This window comes from Streptomyces sp. RKAG293, assembly GCF_023701745.1.
In the GTDB taxonomy this organism is placed as follows: domain Bacteria; phylum Actinomycetota; class Actinomycetes; order Streptomycetales; family Streptomycetaceae; genus Actinacidiphila.
This window is the reverse complement of record NZ_JAJOZB010000003.1, coordinates 19,433-37,982: the sequence shown is the minus strand read 5'-3', so window position 1 is coordinate 37,982 and position 18,550 is coordinate 19,433. Positions and strand designations below refer to the sequence as shown.

The following is an 18,550-nucleotide window of genomic DNA, read 5'->3' as shown; positions in this document are numbered from 1 at the left end:
GACCGGCCGAGGGAGAGCGCGGGGGTGTTGTGAGTTGGGCCTTCGGCCCGTTATCCGGGGCGTTCCGGTGGTGACTTATCGTCAGATGTGAGCGGGCTTATGTGGTGTGCGCTCTGAATTGATTATAGCGGCTGTGCTCGGGGTGTGTCATTTCTGTCAGTCGCTGAATTCTGAAATCAGGTACGGGCACGTCTTGGGTGTCTTGCTAATCGCCTTCGGCGATACATGATGGTGCCACGGTTCTATGTGATCTGACGGTGTTTTAGGTAGTTATTCCTTGGCGGAATAGCGGCCGAGAAATTCAGGACCGGCCCGGAGCCACCACAGGACACCACCCACCGGAGCCCTTCGGGCCCCTCCCCGTGGCCGGCCCGAAGGCCGGCCAACCACCACCCCAACACCACCCACACACCCGGCACATCAGCAGCTCACCAACAGCCACATCCCAGCATGCAAACCACAACCACCCGGCTCAGCGCGGCCAGCAACAGGCAAGGGGCCGGGAACCCCATGCACTCCAGGACCGATAAGAGGCAATCGACACCCTCGAACCTCCCCGACGGCCACCGAGCTCCGAAAAGCCGAAGGCGACCGTCACAAACAGCCGCCTCCACCCATAACCCCAAGGACAGCGCGATGGATCGACGCCGGGAGACGACATGAACCCAACCCCCATCGGGACCAAGAGGCCTCCTCAGCACGCTCCTGACCAGCCCTCACCTGTCGTCAGGGGGAAGCTCGCTGGACAACTGTGGGCGAGCGCCTACGCTGGCAGAGGAGCAGCCCCACCTCGGGGACTCCGAACACCTTTCACGAGGACGCCCCACCTAGGGGCCGGCACGAAGGCCGACCGCGCGGCAACACCCCGCGGACGACACCACCACATGGTGGTTGTCCTGCCACTTGCCCGCGCTTCCACGTGAACAGGAACCCCTCCGCGTGAAGATCAACGCCGCGCTCGCCGGCATCCTCACCATCTCCGGCGCCCCCTGGTGGGCAACCCTTCTCTGCATCTACACCGCGCTCCTCATGTGGATCGTGCTTCCCCGGAACTCCAAAGACCTGCTCGCCTGGTGGACGGGTTACTGGAACCGTCCACGCCGCAACCGGCACCGCCGGCACTGAGCCTGAGACGGACGTGGCGGCGGGCGCGGCAGGCTCACGTGTCTGTGCGACTACGGCGCCGGGCGGCCTGTCGAGCCTCCCGGCGCGCCTCTTTGGCCATCTGTTCGGCCAGTTCGGCTTCCGACTCCGCCAGCCGGTACGGGCACACGGTGTCCAGTACCCGCTCGTACACCCGCCCCCGCAGCTCCCGCCCCGGCCACGCGAACACCCATCCCCGCGCGTGACGACGCACCACCCGCGGCTCCACACCCAGCCACATCGCCACGAATGCGACACTGGACCGCCTGGTGGTTCGGGGGCGCTCCCCCGGATCGTCAGCCTCCCGCTGCCGGATGCGCTGATCGATCAGGAACAGCAACTGCGCCTGGAAACCGTTCGGCACCAGCTCCCAGCACACCTGGCCCTGGCCGACGTCGCAGGAGAAGGTGTGGTGCTGCTCGCACAACACCGGCCGCATCATGCTCGTGTCATCGCTCATGCCCCCACCCTGCAAAATCCGGGCTGTGGACAGAGGCCGCGATGGTGCGGCGTATCGCGGGATGGCAGCCCGATATCCTCACCAGCTCGCGAAAGTGACCGGCCGTTGCTCCTTCGCGTCACGGCTGCTGCCGAGCCCGCCTAGCAGCGTGGGGCGGCACCAATGTGGCCGATGTCTGGTTACGGGTCCTGACACTGATCCTGACATCCGTCCTGACATCTGACACCGCCACCTGCGGAAACACTGTCCACGACAGCATTTCCGAGCCCGGATGCATCCTGACCTGACACGCCGTCCGTCTCGTGCGGTGGCGAGCTCAGCTGTTGCCCTCTGCCTGAGCTTCTTCGGCCGGCAGGACGCCGCGTTCGGGCTTCACCCGGCTCAGCTTGCCCTCGATGTCCCGTTCCCACTTCACGGCCCGTACGTCGGTGAAGGCCACAGCCAGGGGCGCGGGAAAGAACGGGTCGAGCTGACCCGAGCAATCGATCTCTTTCTCCACTCGCTCTTTGGGAGGGACCAGGCCGACGGCCAGCACCGCCAGGGGTTCCTCGCCTTCCATCATCTCCGCACGCTCGCTCATGTCGATGAGCACGACGGCGTCGTAGACCGGCTGCTCTGAGCCGTTGTGCACGATGACGGTGTGGAAGTGGTAGCCCTCAATGCCCTCGCAGCCCGTGACGGCCGGGCCGGTCCAGGCGGCGACGTAGTCGGCGTACTGGCGCTTCTCCTGCTTGCTGGCCTGGTAGCGCGTGACCACAAAGTTCGCGACGACCGCGCAGGCGGACAAAGCAGCGACGCACAAGCCGGTGTAAGCCACCCACGCAGGCGCGGTCGCTCCTGCCGCAAGGACGACGGACGGCGGCACGGTCAACGTTGACGGCATCCGCGCACTCTAACGACGTCCAGCGCCGTATCCTCAGTCGCTCGTCAGATCGGGCCACCGGCGCGTGCTGCTCGATTTGGTGGTTCTCGGGATGGTTGCGCTGGTGGTGTTCGGTCGTCTGGCATTCTGTGCAGACCAATCCGAGTACCTACGGGGAAGCGACGGAGGTTGTCTCTTGAGTACCACCACCCTGCCCAGCGGTCTGCTACCGCTGTGGCGGCCAGGGCCACCGGCCCGAAGTTCATCATCGTCATCCAGCAGAAGGGCGGCGCCGGGAAGTCGACGATAACGGTCAACCTGGCGGCCGTGAGCGGGCGCAGCAGCGTCATGCAGAACGACATTGAGGACGCCGCAGTCGTCGCGGCCGGCGTCGACCCACAGGGCAGCCTTGAGGACTGGGCTGACGCTGTGCCCGAGGAAGTGCTGCCGTTCGACTACCTGGTGACGCGGGGGAAGGTCGGCATCCTGACCGAGCTCAAGGACAGCCCCACCCGTAAGCGCGTGATCGTGGACACCCCCGGCTTCATGGAGATCGACCCGGACGCGGAGTGGGGTGACGATCCGCTCGGGGAGAGCCGAGTTGCGGACGCTCTGCGCGAGGTGCTGGAGCTGGCTGATCTGGCAATCGTGCCGATCACACCGGAGTGGCTGTCATGGAAGCCGGCTGAGTTCACCATTGAGCGCATTCTGAAGCCGCGGGGCATCCCCTTCATCGTGGTGATCAATCTGCACGACCCTCGGGACGGCGACACGGCGCTGGACAAGGTCAAGACGTGGATTGACGAGCACGGCTATCCACGGATGGCCGATCCGATCCGGAAGTACAAGATCCACGCGCATGCGGCCGAGAACGGGCTGACGGTCGTGGAGTACAAGGAAAGCGGCACCGCGCTGAGAGCCCGCGAGGACTTCATGAGCCTCGCCCTGTGTGTGGAGCAGAACCTCTGATGGGCCGGCGATTGAACTCGGGTGCCGGTGTCGGCGGGCGGCGGCCGGAGTCGGCGACGGATGTGGCGCTGAAGCTGCCCACTCCCCCGCAGCGTCCGATCGCCGACACTCCGGTGCTGATCGGTGAGGAGCAGGAGGTTTTTGCTCGCTGCGAGGCCGCGATCGAAACGCTGAAGTGGGCGTTCTGGGCTGCGGGTAAGGCGCTGCAGATCGTGCGTGACGGCCGGCTCTACCGGGGCACTCACAAGACCTTCGACGCCTACCTGGAGGACCGGTGGGACATGTCGCGGGGGCAGGCGGACAAGTTGATCCGGACGTGGCCGGTCGCTGAGTCCCTGTTCGATTCACAGTCGAACGGTTTGACGCCAATTGGCGTCAAAAAGCTGAACCAGGCCACGGTCCTTGAGTTGGTTCCGGTCGCTGACCTGCACGGCGTGGAAGCGGCGGGCGTCGTGTATCGCACGGCGTTGGCGGTCGATGGCGTGCCGGTGACGGCGGAGGTCATAAAGGCTGCGGTGAAGGCGCTGCCCAAGGGCGAGAAGTTCGACGTGAAGGCAGCGACGGCGGCGGCACGCAAGGCGGTCGAGAAGTTCGCCGCGGTGGCCCGGCCTGCTATTCCCAAGCGCCGCAGTGCTCGCAGCGCAGTGAATCCGGCAGCGGGGCCGGCGAGCCTGTCCGATGCTCTGCCGTGGGGCTCGCCGAAGGCTCTCGACCAGCTGCTACGGGAGCACATGGCGGTGGAGGATCGTCTGATGCTGGCGAAGTTGTTGGCGGTCGGCTGACGGCCTGGCGGACGAGGACGGGCCCGACACGCGTGATTGCGTGTCGGGCCCGTTGTGGTCCGCTACCCCACTCCACCAGTGAGCGGAGCTAATTCCGCCAGCCTGGCGGCCTGCCCTGAGTACGCTCTACAGCCATGAACCTTCCGGAGCGGCAGCCGTTCTCCGTGCGTCTCGGGCACAACGCACCTTATGACGAGGCGCCCTACGAGGGCGTTCCGCGGCATCTCGAGAGTGCCTTGCGCGCCTGGGTCTCCGGGCACTTCTCAGACGGTAGCGACGACGATGCTGTCGAGCTTGCACTGCGGCTTCGGTTCGTTCCCCGTCCCGGCGAATCCGATCGGGGCACGCTGCTCCGGACAGACGGCATGGAACTGCTCGATGTAGTCGACGCTCTCCTGAGCTGGGAAGGCGATGCATCGGATTACATGGGTGGCGACTCCGACGGGCAACTCACCCGGATCCTGGACAGCGCCGGATCGGCCTATCGCGTCAACAAGGCGCAGGACGCCCTGGAGTGGCGGATCATCCCTGCCGCGCGCGAGCCGGTGATGGAAACCATCGAGGAAGCATCGGTGTCGTCGTCTGCCGGCGACCACCTGGCTGCTGCGTGGCAGGCCGCGTATGGGGTGCACCCCGACTCGGTGCGGGCATACAGCGAGGCAATCAAGGCGGTGGAATGCGCCGCCCACCCCGTGCTTCAGCCGAACCATCCCGGTGCGACGCTCGGGAGCATGCTCGGGGAGATCAAGAATATTCGGGCGAAGCTCAGCTTCGTGATCCCCGACTCGGCCGGGGGAGAGCCGATCGGGGTGGTCGAGACGATGATGCGTGCATTGTGGCGGGGGCAGACCGCGCGCCACGGAGCGAAGACGCCCACCGTGCCGGAAACCCTGGAGTCGGCTCGCGCCGGTGTTCATCTGGCTGCGGCTCTCGTGCAGTGGTTCGTCTCGGGAGCAGTCACCCGCACCCCTTGAGTCCACGGATATTTCTCAGAAATATCCGAAACGCCGAAGGCCCTGCCGGAGCCCTTCCGGTAGGGCCTTCGAGTCGTTCGGGGTGGCTCAGTACAGGAGGCGCAGGGCAGTGACGACGAGAACGTCGGGCGCCGGCGATACGTAGTAGACGACGAAGACGCCGCCGATGGTGGCTTCCCGGTAGTCGTTGTCCTTCTTGATGGCGGCAGATCCGTGCCCGTAGGGATCGGTGCCCAGGGTTTTGGTCATGGCTTGCTCGAAGGCGGTGCGCAGCGCGGGGGTCATGGCCTGGCGGGAGGCCTCGGCCTGGTCTGCGTACTGAATGCGGAAGCGGCTCACGCCACCCCCGTGCGCGGTTCGTCCTGGGAGACGCAGCCGGAGAAGTCTCCGGCCCGCAGGCGGGCGAGAGCGTCGTCGTCTTCGGCTATTGCGGCAGCGGGCAGGGCCCAGCGGGCGAGGACGCGGTGCAGGTCCTGGGCGGGTGTGTGGGCGATCTCAGCGTCGAACGCGTCGACGTCGGCGGCGGGAAGCGTGGCGCGGATGCCCTCGATGGTCGCGGGGATCTCGACGCGTTCCCCGCGAATGTGCGTGGTCCAGGTGGCTTCTGCGATATCGCCCATGGTGGTCCTCCCTCGGCTACTGGCCACGGTACGCCGCCCGGATGGTGGCCGGTGGGATCGGTGGGGGACTGGTCATCGGCTCGTAGATCGCTTCCCAAGGGCCGATGACCCGGGCGCGGGGGTAGACCTGCCAGCCGGTGGCGGGCAGCTCGCCGGTGGCGGCGTCGACCAAGGCCAGCACGAGCGTCTCGCTGTCCGCCGATTGGCCGGGCTGCGGGCGGGCGCGGTCCACGGTCAGGCCGGTGAGGATCGCCAGGTCGGTGTTCAGGGTGAAGGGGCGGGGGTGGGCGCGGGCGGTCAAGACTGCCCGGAACGCGTCCACCACGATGCGGTCGCCCGGCTGCATGTCGCCGGGGCCATGTCCGCAGCGCCGCCAGCGCGGGGTGTGCTCTGTCATCGGGGGATTCCTTGCTTGAAGGGGTGGCGCCGGGGCGGCCGGGCCTCGATGGCCGGCAGCCGCCCCAGGGCGCTGAGGGGCGGACCGTCGCGGCGGGGCGGCCGGGCTGACCCCGCCCCGCGCGGCGGAGTCAGCCGGACAGGCGGACCGGCATCAGCAGGTACTGCAGGCGGGCGTCGGGGCCGCTGTCGGCGCGCAGCACGGCGGGCTTGTGCGGGATGGTGAAGGCGAAGCGGGTGGTCTCGTGGCCGATTGCGGTGAGGCCGTCCAGCAGGAACTGGGGGTTGAAGGCGATGCCGAACGTGGGGTGCTCGCCGGAGTGGTCGGTGTAGGCGGCGTCGGTGCCGTCGACGGCCTGCGCGTCGTCGCTGGTGCCGGCCTCGAGGGTGACGGCGCCCTCGGTGAAGGTGAGGCGGACCGGGGTGTTGCGTTCGGCGACCAGGGCGACGCGCTTGACTGCGGCAGCCAGGTCGGCAGTGTTGACAGCGGCCTGCGCCTCGAACTGCGTGGGGAAGAGCTTGTCGTACTGGGGCAGTGCGCCTTCCAGGCCGCGCAGGATGATGCGCTGGGTGTCGCTGGTGAAGCCGGTGATGCCGTAGGACTGGGTGGGCAGGGCCAGATACACGCTGGGGTCGTCGGCGAGGGCTTTGGCGGTCTCCAGCAGCGCCTTGGCGGGGAGCAGCGCCTGCCCGGAGGCGCCGGGGTCGTTGGGCCGCCACTGCAGGGTGCGGACGGCGAAGCGGTAGCGGTCGGTGGCGGCCAGGGTCAGGGTGTCGCCGGCGGCGGTCAGCTGCACGCCGGTCAGGACGGGCAGGGTGTCGTCGCGGTTGGCGGCGAGGGCGACCTGGGTGACCGCCGCGACGAAGTCGGGGCTGGCGATCGTGCCGGAGATGCCGGGGTGGTCGGGGAGCTGGGGGTACTCCTCCAGCGGGAGGGTGCGCAGGGTGAACCGGGCGGCGCCCGACTCCAGGACCAGCAGGGTGTCGGTGGTGGTGATGTGGATGTCGTCGTGGCGCAGGGTGCGGGCGATGTCAGTGAGCAGCCGGCCCGGGACCAGGACGGTGCCCGGGTCGGTGACGACGGCCGGGGCGTCGGAGTTCGCGCAGGTGTCGTAGTCGTAGCCGGTGACGGTGAGGGTGTTGCCCTCGGCGTGCAATCTGAGGGCGGCCATGACGGGCACGGGCGGGCGGCCGGGCAGCGCGTGGCCGGCGACGGTGACGGCGTCGGCCAGGGCGCGGGGGTGCACGGTCAGCTTCATGCGGCGGGACTCCTTCAGGCGTCGATGGCGGGCTGGGCGATGTGGCTGCGCAGGTGACTGTCGCGGACGTACTCCAGCGCGGCCTTGGTGGTGCCGGTCTCGGTCCAGTCACCGGCCGAGCACGTGGCGGTGTACGCGGTACGGCCGGTGCAGCCGGCTTCTTTGGGCTTGCCGGTGCTGGTGACCTTGTGGGTGCACACGGTCTGGTCGGCGTGGATGGGCCGGATGGTGGCGATGATGCGCATCGGATTCCTTACGGATGTCGACGGGAGATCGAGGGGGAGGGACACGTCGTGTGGAGCGGGCGGGTGCGCCGGTGCCTGCCGGGCTGGCTCGGCGGGCACCGGCGGGTGGTCATCGGCTGCGGTGGGCGTTCTGCCAGGCCCCAAGGACGGCGGCGGGGATGATGCCGTGGTCGCCGACGGTGTGGCCGTTGAGACGGGCCCACTGGCGGATCTCGTCACGCTGGGCCTTGGAGTAGGCGGCCGTGGGCGAGGGGGTCTTGCCGGTGGCGGCGCGCAGCTTGTCCTCGGCGGCGGCGAGCTGCTTGCGCAGGCGGGCGATCTCGCTCTCGGCCTCGGTGGCCACGGACTCGTTGCGGCGCCAGCGGGCAAGGTCGTTCAGCGCGGCGCGGGCCCGGTCGGCGAGAGCGCGGACCTTCTTGCTGTCGTGGCGGCGGCCCCATTCCAGGGCCTCAGCCATCTCCTTGCCGAGCGCGGTGAGGTCGGGCGTGCGGGTGATGCCGGCGGCCTCGGCTGCGGCGACGACCTCACCGAAACTCAGCCCGGTCTCGGCCGCGACGGTGGCCGCGGGGGTGTTGTTCTTGAGCATGTCGACGGCCAGGGCGACCGGGTCCTCGGTGCCGGGGCGGGTGGCGGTTGCGGTCATGACGTCTCCTCGGAGTCGGTGGCGGTGTTGGCGAACTGGCGGCGCAGGGCGCGACGCTGTTTGGGCGTGGTGGCAGCCCACACGCCGTCGGACGTCTCGGCAGGGTGGTCCAGGGCGTAGGCCAGGCACTGCGAGCGGATAGGGCAGGCGCGGCAGTGGTCGGCCGCCTCGCCCTGGTCCAGGGCGCTGGCGCTGAACCACAGCTCAGGATCGACATCCGACCGTCGGCACGGTTCGGCGCCGGTCAGCGGCGGGAACGGGGCCAGGCGCACCGCGACGGCGGTCACCGGAGGTCGCCGATCCACGGGGCGCACACGTCGATCGGCTGCCAGGACTCGAGCTGGTACAGGTGCAGCACGTCCAGGAGCAGTTCATCGCTCTCGCCGACCGCGTTGCCGTCCAGGCAGGTGACGATCACGCGCGGCGGCTCGGCGAGCCGGTCGCGGACGGCCAAGCGGTGGGCGGGGACGTCGTCCGGGTCAGCGTCGGGGTGACGGACCCAGACCTGGCCCGGGGCGGCGAGCAGCAGCGGGTCGCCGTCGGCCATCCGCTCGCACACCATCCGGAACGCGACGTCGACGGGCAGCGCGTCGGCGTGGGCGAGGTGGGCGGTGAGCTGGTGGACGAGCTGCGCGGCGGTTTCGGCTCCGAGGATGGTGTCCAGGCGGGGGGAGAGGTCAGTCATCAGCGGGGGTCCTTCCAGCGGGTGCCGCGACGGCGGCCGGGGCCAGGTGGGTGCCGTGGCGGCCCTGCCGGCGGCCGTTGATGGTCGGGGCCGGGGTGTCGTACGGCGCCCAGAGCCGGGGGGTTCCGGTGTGCTTGGTGGCGTACATCGCGGTGTCGGCCGCGCGCAGCGCCTGCGCGAAGGTGTGGTCCCGGGTCTGGGCTGCGCCGATGGAGACGGCGACGGGCAGGTGCCGGCCGTCCCACGGCACGGGACGGGTCAGGGCGTGCTGCAGGTCGGTCAGCGCCGTCATGGTGGCGGTGGGCTGCAGGCGGGCGGCGGCGGTGAATTCGTCGCCGCCGATGCGGCCGGCGATTCCGTGATGGTCGTTGGTCCAGGTCTGCAGGCGGCGGCCGATCGCGGCCAGGACGGCGTCGCCGGCCGCATGGCCGAAGGCGTCGTTGGTGTCCTTGAAGTAGTCGACGTCGACGACCAGGAGGACGGTGTCGGCGGGGTGGCGGTCGGCGAGCTGGGTGGCGCGGGTGGTGAATTCGTCGCGGGTGGGAAGGCCGGTGAGCGGGTCGCGGCGGGCGGCGGCCAGCTGGGTGCCGAGCCGGTGGTGGTCCAGGGCCCAGGCGGCCATCGTGGGCAGGGCGGTGGCGGTGATCAGGAGGAGTCGACGCTGGCGTACGGCAGAAGCGGGCATGATGGTGCCCTTCCTTCTCGCTGTGTTTGCGTGGGTTGGTTGGCCCGGGACGGCTGTTGGGTTGACGGCCAGGCGGCCGTCCCGGGGCGGATCTACCAGCCGGAACCGATCCCGTTGAAGACGGGGCGGACCTGGCAGTTCTTGGCCAGCGGCCGATAGTGGCGGGCGGCGCGCTCGGCGGGGGAGTCGGCCAGCTGCCGGGCTCGGTCTTCCGCGACGGTTCGGCTCGCGCAGCCTTTGATGACGTAGCAGAACTGGGTGCGGTGGGTGTCGTCGTGGTCCTGGAGGACGAACGTCACCAGGTACGGGTCTCCGCTCATGTCCTCATCTCCTTCTGGTCGGTGCGGGCGGTCGGGCAGGGTCAGGTGAGCTGCGCGGCGAGGTGTTCCAGGCCGCGGGCTTCGGCTTCGCGGCGGTCGACCAGGGCGTTGTAGTCGCGCTCTTCGCGGCGTGACCACCGGGTCACGCCGTAGGCGTGGTGGATGTCGCGGATGTGGAGCTCGCGGGCGCCGGGGGCGTTGAGTTGCACGGCGTGCACCAGCTCGTGCAGCACGGTGACGGCCAGTTCGCTGGCGGCTTCGGCCAGGGCGACATTGATGATGATGTGGATGCCGCCGGCCGGGTTCAGGACAGTGATGCCGAACGCGCCGCGCGCACCGCGCCGTTGCCCGCGTGCCTGACGTGCCTTGGAGAGCAGGCTCGCGTCGGGGGCGAATGCGCCGTCAGCGGCGGTGGCGAGCTGGGCCAGGCCGCGCTCGTGGGTGAGGGTCAAGCGGACCTGCGGCAGACGCCCGCACTGCCGCTGCACGAGGGTGGCGGCCTGCTCGGCGAGGCGGGCGACGTCCTTCTGGAGGCGGCGCTGGCCGAACAGTCCGAGCTGGTGGGAGTCGACGGTGATCTGCATGGCGGTCTCCTCGGTCGGGAGCTGGCGGTGCAGGGGTTATTCGCCGGCGGCGCGAGCGCGGGCGGCGGCGTTCAGCAGGGCTGCGTGGACTTGGGTTTCCTGCCGGGTCAGGCGGTCGTTCCAGCGGGGCACCGAACGGGCGCCGGTCACCTGCAGCAGGTGAGAGTTGGCGCGCTCTGCGGTGTGCCGGTTGCCGATGCCGTCCTGCAGCAGGGCCTGTTCGGCGCCCAGCAGGCACACGCCTCGGCGGGAGGCGAGGGTGAACTGCGTCCAGCCGCGCTCGGCGATGTGTGCGCTGGTGGCGGTCAGGAACTCGGACGGGAGCAGCTGCTCCCGTCCGCGGGGCTGGGCCGGTGTCGGCGTGGGGCCGGTGCCGAAGAGCAGCCGCCAGCTGGTGACGAGGACGTAGCGCAGGATCACGGCGGTGGCGTAGACGGAGGCCTTGAGCAGCCACCAGGCGGCGCGAGCCGCCAGGTGCCCGCCGGCTGCGGCCAGATGGCTGGTGCGGGAAGGGGCGCGGGGATCGGGGGCGCTGGGGCCGGTGACGATCCCGGCCTGGGCGAGGAGGGTGTCGAGGTCGGGCAGGACGATCGCCGGTCGGTCCGGGGCGGCGTCGGCCAGGGCGAGGGTCAGTTCCTCGGCGAGCGCCTCGACGAACACAGCGTCGACGGCGGCGGCCAGGGCGCTCTGGGACCGGAACGTGCTGGGCAGGGTCGTGGTCGTCATCGCCTGAACCGACATGTCAGCTCCCCCTCAGACGGTCGCGATGAGCAGCGCGGCGATGAACAGGAACAGGTGGTGGAAGGACTGGTCCAGGGCGTACGCGCCGGTGCCCAGGTGGGCAGCGGGGGTGCCCTTGGCGGTGACCGGGGCGGCCGGGTGGGCGCCGGTGCCGAGGGAGAAGAACTCGCTCTTGCCGGTCAACTGGGCGAGGCGGGCCAGGGTGGTGCGGCGATCGGCCCACCAGTGGCTGGCGGCGTCCAGGGCAAGGCCGGCGGTGACGCCCAGGACGGTGATGTGCAGGTCCAGGGCGAGGACGGCTGCGGCCAGGGTGATGCCCTTGGTGAGGGTCAGGCCCAGGACGTGGCGTGCGTCGGCGAGGCGGCCGGGCCAGCCGGGCAGGCCCTTGGCCTGCGCCTGGTGGGAGGTCTGCACCCAGTGGTCACCCACGGAGTGGGCGACGAATAAGGCGATGAACACGGCGGCGAAGACGATTGCGGGCATGGCGGGGCCTTCCTGGGGCGGTGGGACGGGATCGGGGGCCCGGGGGAGGCTGGCTGAGTTGGCGACCTGACGGCCGCCCCCGGGAGGTTGGGCGAGTAGCGCGGGCGGACTACTTCTTCGCCGGCGGCTGCTCCTTGGCGGGCTGGGGTGCCCAGCGCTGGACGGATTTGCGGACGTAGTCGCGGGTGAAGTCGAGGGCTTCGGCGATGTCGGCCTGGGCGCCGAAGTAGCCGGTGTCGAGTTCGGCGGCGATGGTCGTCCAGAACGTGCGCTCGGCCTTTTCCTTGGCCGCATCGCGGGTGATCAGGGCGGCGGCCACTCGGTCTTTGAGGGCTTTGCGGACTTCGGGCTCGGGGCGGGGGCTCATGAGGTGGTTGCTCCGTCACGGATCGGGAAGGATGGGATCTCCTCCTGCTCCGGTTGGAGCGGGGTCAAAGGGGCCCGGGGCGGCTGGCTGAGTTTGGCGACCTGACGGCCGCCCCGGGGCGGATCTACACCTGGGCGTCGTGCGCGGGCACCCGGTCGTCGACGTCGCCGGGGCCGGTGATGAGTTCCTCGTCGCCGAGGATCACCGCGACCTGTCGGACGTACTCGGAGCTGGCGCGCAGGTCTTCGGCCATCAGCTGGTCGACGGTCGACACGATGCCCGCGACGGGACCGGTGGTGACGGGCTCGCGGTCCTGGTAGCGGTCGGCGAGGTCGCCCAGGAGCAGGTGGACCTCGCGCAGCAGGCAGGAGTCCTGCAGCATCTCGAACGCCTTGCCCTCCTGCCGGGTACCGCGCTGCACGGTCTCGCGCAGTTGGCTGACGGACAGGGCCGCGCGCCAGGCCCAGTCAGCGTTGTCGTCGGCGATCTCGCACGGGTCGGGGGCTTCATCCGGGTTGGTCAGGTTGGCGATCGTCTCCAGGACCAGGTTCAGGACCAGGGCGCCGCACAGCAGGGCGAACGGCATCGCGACGGTGACGCGGGTGTGCGCGGCGCGGGTGAACCAGTCCGGGCCGAAGGTGAAGTAGCTGCTGGGCAGGGTGAGGACGGCGGCGGCGATGCCGGCACCGATGACGGGGATGGATACCCAGTCCAACAGGCCGGTCAGGGTGCGGCGTAAGCCGGTGAAGCGGCGGCTGTCGAGGTGGTTCGTGCGGGTCATGAGCTGCTCCGTGGTCGGGAACCAGTGGTGCGGGGCGAAAGGGGCCCGGGGCGGCCGGCTGAGTGTGGCGACCTGACGGCCGCCCCGGGGCGGATTCAGCGGGTGTCGATGCGGCCGGAGACGCTGCGGGTGCGGACGTCCAGGTGGGTGGCGGCGCGGGTGGCGATGGCACCGGAGACCGTGCGGGCGCTGACCGAGCCGCTCGCGGCCGGGGTGGCGGTCATCCGGATAGCGCCGGAGACGGAGTTGGCGGTGAAACTGCTGCCGCTGTAGGCGCCGATCTCGACGGCGCCGGAGACGCTGGTGACCGCGACGGAGGTGTCGACCGAGTCGACGTAGACGCTGCCGCTGGTGGTGTTGGCGGTCAGGCGCCCTACGCCCTGAGCCTCCACGCTGCCGCTCACCGTTTGTACGTCCAGGCTGTCCAGGTCGCCGGAACGGACCTGCAGGCTGGCGCTGGTGGTCGACAGGCGGAGGCTGGAGTGGGGCGGCAGCGTCACGTCCACGGTGAGGGTGCCGGCGCGGCCGGTGCCGGTGACGACCGTGCCGGTCGCCGCGATCACCCGCCCGTTCTCGATGACCTTCTTGCCGCCCATGTAGACGTCGTTGCCGATCATCTGCATGCCCACGCCGATGCTGTCGACGGACACCACGCTCATGCCGACGCCGCCGTTGAAGTGGAAGCTGCTGCCGCCCATCTGGACGGAGCCGCTGCTGCCGGGGATCTGCGGGACGGTGACCTTCAGCCAGGCGTCGGCGGCACGGGTGAACTCCGTGCTGGTGATGGCGCGGATCGCGTCGGCGACCAGGCCCTCGTCGTCGTCGGTGGCGACCGTGACGACAGCCTGGGTGATGGCCGGGTCGACGGTGACGCGGACGGTGCCGGTCTGAACGGATAAGTCGAGGCTGATGGGGCCGGTGTGCTCGGCGGTGATCTTCATCTGAGTGGACACAAGGTCTCCTGGTTGTGGGGTTGTGGGGCGGTGCCTGGCTTGCCCGACACCTCAATCATGCAGACTAAAAGTCTGCCTGTCTACAACCGGCATACTTTTTGTTTGCCTATTTGGATCGGTGCAGGTCCCCCGGTGCGCTGGGCAGTTGGAGCGGTCTTTCGAGGGGTGAGCGACGGAGTCGGCCGGTGCGGTGATGGCGACCGGGTGGTGGCTCCGGGGGTGGGGGAGGGGGCCGGGGTGCTGCCGTGGGTGCCGGAGAGCTGGAGGCCGATCAGCAGGCCGACCACTCCCCACACGACCGTCTTGTAGCGGGCCCACCAGGTGGGCGGTTCCGGCGTGGTGAGCAGGTATTTGACGCCCAAGGGGGAGTCCTTCCATCGGGATCAGGGGGAGAAGTGGCCGAGCATCGCGGCGAGCTTGGACAGGAAGCTGGTGATCGACGGCCCCCAGGAGGAGCTGGCGGCGTAGAAGCCGAGCAGGGCGCTGGCCAGCGCGTGGGGGATACGCAGGCCGAACTTTCGGACCAGCAGGGCCACGACCAGGAGCAGCAGCAGGACTGCGGAGATGGACAGCACGGCGGGCGTCCCTTCGGTCAGTCGGAGGTGGTCTGGGTGGTGGCGTCGCTGGTGGTGTCGTCGATCACCGAGTTGTTGGTGCCGTGGACGCGCACGGTGGACTGCACCCGGCCGGTGGTGCGGCCGGCGCTGGTGACGCCGGTGTGTGCCGTGCTGCCGGGCTGGGTGCCGCGGTTGACCGATGCGGCGACCTGGCGGCGGATTGCGTCGTCGTGCGGGGTGGTCGGGCTGTTGACGACCGAGCCGGTGATGTTCCCGTCGGCGACGACGCCGTAGTTCTCGACCCGGGTCGGGTTGCCGCGGCGGGGCTTGGTGGGCTTGGCGCCGCGCCGGTCGGCGGGCGCGACCGGCTTGGCGGTGCCACCGGGGTTGCAGACCGAGCACGGCACCCGCTGCTCGTGCAGGCGGGAGTCGAGGGTGTGCCAGCCGCCACGGCAGCCGCCGGGGCAGCGGGCCGCCCGCGGCTTGGCCGGCCGGGCGCATTCGGTGCAGGTGACGGTGGTGCCGGGGATCTGGCCGGCGCCTTGGCACACCGCGCACGTGGTGGTGCGCGAGGAGGCGGCCGGGGCCCCGGCCGAGGCTGGTGCCGTCTTCGGGGAGGACTCGGGGGAGGTGCCGGCCTGCCAGGCCCAGACCGCGCGTAAGGCGGCGGCGATCGGGGCGAAGGCCGCGTTGCGGGCCTTCTTCTTCGCGGTGCGCAGCGGGCGGCGGATCGCGCCCTTCACCTGGGCTTTGGCGCGTCGTTTGGCCTGCCGGGCGGCGTAGCGTGTGGCGGCGGTGATGTCGTGGGCGTAGTCGATGGGCGGCGGGTCTTCCTGCCCGAATCCTGCGTCGGTGATCCACAGCAGGGCGGGGTTGGGGTCGGCGTAGGACAGCAGCCGGGAGTAGGTGATGAAGTGCTGGCGGTCGATGCGCGGTTCGTCGAAGGCGTGGCCGGCGGGGCAGGCGACGTGCACGAGCGGGTCGGCCGCCTCATCGAGGGTGAAGGTCAAGTTGGTGTCGGTCTGGCAGATCAGGCAGGCCACGGGGACCGGTAGCCACTTGATGCGGTAGGTGTGAGCCGGGTCCTGCTCGAGGTAGCGGAATCGGCGCTCGCTGGTGATCCGGTGGTACCCGGAGGCCGGATCGGAGGGCCTGAACGACGTGGAACGCATAACGGACTCCTGGGATCATTCGGGCGGAACTCGGGATGGAACGGCATGGAACCGCAGGTCAGCGGGGTGGAACGGGCCTGGAAGCCCGGTGCGGGGGCGGAACGCGTTCCGGTCGGGGCGGGGTGTTCCGGCCCGGTTCCGGACCGGTTCCACCCCGCTGACCTGCGCGTTCCACCCGGTTCCGGTGCCGGTCAGGACGCTGGGGCGGTCTCCCCGGTGATCACCTTGAGGTCCTTGAGCCGGTAGCCGCGGGGCAGTTTGGCGCTGTACTTCTCCAGCGCCCAGGTCTGCCCGGACGGCGCCAGGACGGCGGTCACCGCCTGGCGCAGTGCCCCGACCCGGGCGGCCACCCGCTGCTCCTGGTCGTCGCCGTCGAACTGCTCCAGGTCCCACCGGTCGGCGTCGACCGCGCCCAGGGCTGCGGCCAGTTCCTCCGGGGCGAGTCCGGCCGGCTCCTTGCCGTCCGCGTCCTGGGCGTCGGCGAAGATCTGCCGAATGGTGGTGATCAGCTGCGGGACGGTGTCCTGCGGGTCGGAGGTGTCCAGCCGGTTCTCGCTGGCGGCCATCAGGTCCTCGAGCCGGATCGGGCTGAACTCCGCGGACTCGGCGTCGATGCCGACCAGCCCGGCGCCGGCCCGCTCGATGCCCCGGCGCAGCAGTTCGTCCTCGGAGGCGAAGCAGGCGCGGTAGGGGATGGGCTCGCAGTAGTCGCCGCCGGCCATCACGTACGCGACCGAGGCGTCGTTGACGGCGGCGCCCATCGCGGGCATGAGCCGGTCCGGGCGCCAGCCCTCGGCCATCGCGCCGCCGCCGAGGATCTGCACGACGTCGTCGGTGTCGCAGGATCCGAGGACCTGGACCGGCAGCTCGGTCAGCCAGGTGTTGTCCTTCACCTTCTCCTTGGTGACGCCCTGTCCGGCGATGACGATCGTGACATCGCTCTTGGCGCTGGTGATCGCCAGTTCGGCCAACATGCCGTCCAGGTCCCAGCCGACCATCCGCTTCAGCTCCGTGTCGAAGTAGCCCTTGCGGCTTTCCTTGACCAGTGCCGGGAATTCGTCGACGACGATTTTGATACCGGGGCGCTTTCGGGAGGTGGCCCAGTTCTTGCCCATGCCGAGTCGGCCGAACAAAGCGGGGCGGCCCTTTCCGACATCCAGCGCCCACTGCAGGACGCGCTGCGCGTCCTGCGGCTTGGTGACCACCACGTGCATGGCCCGACGCAGCCCGCCGAATCCGGAGCCGGCGCTGCCCAAGTCGATGCCGATGATGATCTGGTCCTCGGTCACGGTGAGGGCGTCCAGGATGGCGCACAGGATGGTGGACTTGCCGGAGCGCGACGCGCCGACGACGTTGACGTTGGTGCGGCACATCGGCAGGGCCAGGGGCCGGCCGGACATGTCCGCGCCGATCTGCGCCCGGTGGATCGCGTCCGTGGTCAGGGACTGCGGGGCGCGGTAGGGGAGTTCGGGCACGGCCTGCCACGGGTTCGGTCCGGGCACCCGGATCACGCACTCGTTGCGGGAGGCGGCGGACTGCTGGAGCAGGATGCTGCCGGTGCGCACGCCGGGCAGGCATGCCTCCAGCTGCTTCAGACCGTCGCTGATCTTCTCGGGCGTCATGCGGTCCAGCCATACGTGGATCTCGAATCCCCATGGCTGCGGGTCGACGCGCAGCGCGGCGATGTTGACCTTGAGGTCTTCGGTCAGCGCCTGGCGGAACATCGCCTCGAACATGCGCGGCGTCATGCCGATCTCGAACTTCTGCGGGATGCCGGCCTCGACCTGCTCCAGGCGCGCGAGCTGCTCCTCGGTCAGTTCCACGTCGCGGCCGAACCAGGAGGCGGCACCGAGGTTCAGGGCCAGGGCGCCGAGCAGCCCCCACACGCCCTCGTAGCCGTACGCGACCAGGTCGACGCCGCCGGCCGTGCCGTACACGGACGCGGCCCGGGCCAGGACGATGTTGCGGGCGTGCTTCTTGGCGGCGGCCGCGATGGTCACGGACTGGTTCGCGTCCTGCTGCGCCTTCTGCGCGGCGTTCTGCTTGGCCTTGCGGTCCAGGATCGCCACGCTCGCCCGGCGCGCGGCCCGGTTGGCCTCCGCCGTGGTGGCCAATGCCAGTTGCAGGTCCGATCGGGCCTTCATGCCCTCGATGCCGCGGACCCAGACGTGGGCCCGGCGCGTGCCGCGGACCGCCCGCTGAACCACGCCGTGGGCGCTGCGCTGGCGGGCCACCCAGCGACGCAGCTGGCGCCGCGACTGGCGGCGCAGGAACTCGTACCGGGCCCGGCGGCCTTCGCGGGTGAGCAGCGCCGGGTGGATCCAGGGGGCGTCGCCCTCGGGGTCGGCGCGAGTCTCCCACGCGTCGGCGGTGATGACGGTGCCCTCAAGCGGCTCGCGGGAGGGCTCTGGCGGCCCGGCCGGGGCGGTCGGTCCGGGGTCCGCCGGTCCGGTGGGCTTGGTGAAGTCGACCGGCGGCGTGCTGTCGTACGGGTTGTTGTCGGTGCCGGGGCCGTCCAGGTCGGGGTCGTCGGTGTAGGGCAGGCGGGTCACGGTCGCCAGGGTCGCGCCGGTTCCGGGGGTCGCCGCGTCCAGGAGGTCGCGCAGCTGGTCGGTGTGGCGCACCAGGACCGGGCGGGCCTTGGGGCCGTTGCGGGGGCCGACGACCTTCATGGTGTGCAGCCGGTCCAGCAGGGCGATGGCGGTGTCGAAGGAGATCTTCAGTTCGCGCTGCAGCATGGAGGGGGAGCCGAACTGGGTGGCGACCACGAGTTCGGCCGCCTGGCGGACCACGGCGGGGGCGAGGTGCCCGGTGGGGTTGGTCTCGGTCATCCTGAACGCACTCCTTGTGTCGGTTCACGTGCCGGGGA

Annotated in this window: 26 protein-coding genes; 4 read left to right on the top strand and 22 right to left on the bottom strand. The window is 70.2% G+C overall.

Translation table 11 applies throughout. The features are described from left to right. Positions 1-939: 939 nt before the first annotated feature. Positions 940-1,125, top strand: a complete 186-nt coding sequence (locus tag LNW72_RS41000) for a hypothetical protein (protein ID WP_250980658.1) — start codon at positions 940-942, stop codon at positions 1,123-1,125. 34 nt (positions 1,126-1,159) lie between these two features. On the opposite strand, the gene LNW72_RS40995 is transcribed toward LNW72_RS41000, so the two are convergent. Together LNW72_RS40995 and LNW72_RS40990 are read right to left on the bottom strand one after the other, a co-directional pair. Beyond that, positions 1,160-1,603, bottom strand: coding sequence for a hypothetical protein (locus LNW72_RS40995; protein ID WP_250980657.1), 444 nt, complete (start codon positions 1,601-1,603; stop codon positions 1,160-1,162). A 316-nt stretch (positions 1,604-1,919) separates the two neighbouring features. After that, positions 1,920-2,486, bottom strand: coding sequence for a hypothetical protein (locus LNW72_RS40990; protein WP_250980656.1), 567 nt, complete (start codon positions 2,484-2,486; stop codon positions 1,920-1,922). A 213-nt stretch (positions 2,487-2,699) separates the two neighbouring features. On the opposite strand from LNW72_RS40990, the gene LNW72_RS40985 reads away from it, so the two are divergent. From LNW72_RS40985 to LNW72_RS40975, 3 genes are all read left to right on the top strand, one after another. Then, on the top strand, positions 2,700-3,434 hold the full coding sequence (locus LNW72_RS40985; protein WP_250980655.1) for a ParA family protein: 735 nt from the start codon (positions 2,700-2,702) through the stop codon (positions 3,432-3,434). Continuing rightward, entirely contained in the window at positions 3,434-4,216 is a 783-nt protein-coding gene (locus LNW72_RS40980; RefSeq protein WP_250980654.1) for a hypothetical protein, read from the top strand. The genes LNW72_RS40985 and LNW72_RS40980 overlap by 1 nt, the downstream gene beginning before the upstream one ends. Before the next feature lie 134 nt (positions 4,217-4,350). After that, a complete protein-coding gene (locus LNW72_RS40975) occupies positions 4,351-5,190 on the top strand; it encodes a hypothetical protein (protein ID WP_250980653.1) in 840 nt (279 codons plus the stop codon). An 87-nt stretch (positions 5,191-5,277) separates the two neighbouring features. On the opposite strand, the gene LNW72_RS40970 is transcribed toward LNW72_RS40975, so the two are convergent. The 20 genes from LNW72_RS40970 to LNW72_RS41495 all read right to left on the bottom strand — a co-directional run bounded on the left by LNW72_RS40970 (position 5,278) and on the right by LNW72_RS41495 (position 18,512). Continuing rightward, complete coding sequence (locus LNW72_RS40970; RefSeq protein WP_250980652.1) at positions 5,278-5,529, bottom strand: hypothetical protein; 252 nt, start codon at positions 5,527-5,529, stop codon at positions 5,278-5,280. Further along, a complete protein-coding gene (locus LNW72_RS40965; protein WP_250980651.1) occupies positions 5,526-5,810 on the bottom strand; it encodes a hypothetical protein in 285 nt (94 codons plus the stop codon). The genes LNW72_RS40970 and LNW72_RS40965 overlap by 4 nt, the downstream gene beginning before the upstream one ends. A 16-nt stretch (positions 5,811-5,826) precedes the next feature. Then, on the bottom strand, positions 5,827-6,207 hold the full coding sequence (locus tag LNW72_RS40960) for a hypothetical protein (protein ID WP_250980650.1): 381 nt from the start codon (positions 6,205-6,207) through the stop codon (positions 5,827-5,829). A gap of 130 nt (positions 6,208-6,337) precedes the next feature. Further along, positions 6,338-7,465 carry a DNA polymerase III subunit beta gene (dnaN, locus tag LNW72_RS40955; RefSeq protein WP_250980649.1) on the bottom strand — a complete coding sequence of 376 codons (1,128 nt, stop codon included), beginning with the start codon at positions 7,463-7,465 and terminating at the stop codon, positions 6,338-6,340. Positions 7,466-7,479: 14 nt separating this feature from the next. Continuing rightward, positions 7,480-7,710, bottom strand: coding sequence for a hypothetical protein (locus LNW72_RS40950; protein WP_250980648.1), 231 nt, complete (start codon positions 7,708-7,710; stop codon positions 7,480-7,482). Between the two features lie 109 nt (positions 7,711-7,819). Continuing rightward, a complete protein-coding gene (locus tag LNW72_RS40945) occupies positions 7,820-8,353 on the bottom strand; it encodes an Lsr2 family protein (protein WP_250980647.1) in 534 nt (177 codons plus the stop codon). Further along, on the bottom strand, positions 8,350-8,640 hold the full coding sequence (locus LNW72_RS40940; protein WP_250980646.1) for a WhiB family transcriptional regulator: 291 nt from the start codon (positions 8,638-8,640) through the stop codon (positions 8,350-8,352). Before LNW72_RS40940 ends, LNW72_RS40945 begins: the two co-directional genes overlap by 4 nt. Then, positions 8,637-9,038, bottom strand: a complete 402-nt coding sequence (locus LNW72_RS40935; RefSeq protein ID WP_250980645.1) for a hypothetical protein — start codon at positions 9,036-9,038, stop codon at positions 8,637-8,639. The genes LNW72_RS40940 and LNW72_RS40935 overlap by 4 nt, the downstream gene beginning before the upstream one ends. Then, the gene (locus tag LNW72_RS40930) at positions 9,031-9,723 is read right to left on the bottom strand and encodes a GGDEF domain-containing protein (protein WP_250980644.1); all 693 of its coding nucleotides are present in this window, start codon (positions 9,721-9,723) and stop codon (positions 9,031-9,033) included. The genes LNW72_RS40935 and LNW72_RS40930 overlap by 8 nt, the downstream gene beginning before the upstream one ends. A gap of 92 nt (positions 9,724-9,815) precedes the next feature. Continuing rightward, a complete protein-coding gene (locus tag LNW72_RS40925; protein WP_250980643.1) occupies positions 9,816-10,043 on the bottom strand; it encodes a hypothetical protein in 228 nt (75 codons plus the stop codon). Positions 10,044-10,084: 41 nt separating this feature from the next. Then, entirely contained in the window at positions 10,085-10,627 is a 543-nt protein-coding gene (locus LNW72_RS40920; RefSeq protein WP_250980642.1) for a hypothetical protein, read from the bottom strand. 36 nt (positions 10,628-10,663) lie between these two features. Continuing rightward, positions 10,664-11,368 carry a hypothetical protein gene (locus tag LNW72_RS40915; protein WP_250980641.1) on the bottom strand — a complete coding sequence of 235 codons (705 nt, stop codon included), beginning with the start codon at positions 11,366-11,368 and terminating at the stop codon, positions 10,664-10,666. 12 nt (positions 11,369-11,380) lie between these two features. After that, the gene (locus LNW72_RS40910) at positions 11,381-11,851 is read right to left on the bottom strand and encodes a DUF3307 domain-containing protein (RefSeq protein WP_250980640.1); all 471 of its coding nucleotides are present in this window, start codon (positions 11,849-11,851) and stop codon (positions 11,381-11,383) included. 109 nt (positions 11,852-11,960) lie between these two features. Continuing rightward, complete coding sequence (locus LNW72_RS40905; protein WP_250980639.1) at positions 11,961-12,218, bottom strand: hypothetical protein; 258 nt, start codon at positions 12,216-12,218, stop codon at positions 11,961-11,963. A 124-nt stretch (positions 12,219-12,342) separates the two neighbouring features. After that, a complete protein-coding gene (locus LNW72_RS40900; RefSeq protein ID WP_250980638.1) occupies positions 12,343-12,999 on the bottom strand; it encodes a hypothetical protein in 657 nt (218 codons plus the stop codon). A 95-nt stretch (positions 13,000-13,094) separates the two neighbouring features. Then, positions 13,095-13,952, bottom strand: a complete 858-nt coding sequence (locus LNW72_RS41920) for a DUF4097 family beta strand repeat-containing protein (protein WP_250980637.1) — start codon at positions 13,950-13,952, stop codon at positions 13,095-13,097. 80 nt (positions 13,953-14,032) lie between these two features. Further along, positions 14,033-14,314 carry a hypothetical protein gene (locus tag LNW72_RS40890; protein ID WP_250980636.1) on the bottom strand — a complete coding sequence of 94 codons (282 nt, stop codon included), beginning with the start codon at positions 14,312-14,314 and terminating at the stop codon, positions 14,033-14,035. A gap of 21 nt (positions 14,315-14,335) precedes the next feature. Beyond that, on the bottom strand, positions 14,336-14,527 hold the full coding sequence (locus LNW72_RS40885) for a hypothetical protein (RefSeq protein ID WP_250980635.1): 192 nt from the start codon (positions 14,525-14,527) through the stop codon (positions 14,336-14,338). A 17-nt stretch (positions 14,528-14,544) separates the two neighbouring features. Then, on the bottom strand, positions 14,545-15,681 hold the full coding sequence (locus tag LNW72_RS40880; RefSeq protein WP_250980634.1) for a hypothetical protein: 1,137 nt from the start codon (positions 15,679-15,681) through the stop codon (positions 14,545-14,547). Between the two features lie 191 nt (positions 15,682-15,872). After that, positions 15,873-18,512: a DNA translocase FtsK gene (locus LNW72_RS41495; RefSeq protein WP_285371223.1), complete on the bottom strand. Its 2,640-nt coding sequence runs from the start codon at positions 18,510-18,512 to the stop codon at positions 15,873-15,875. Positions 18,513-18,550 lie beyond the last annotated feature (38 nt).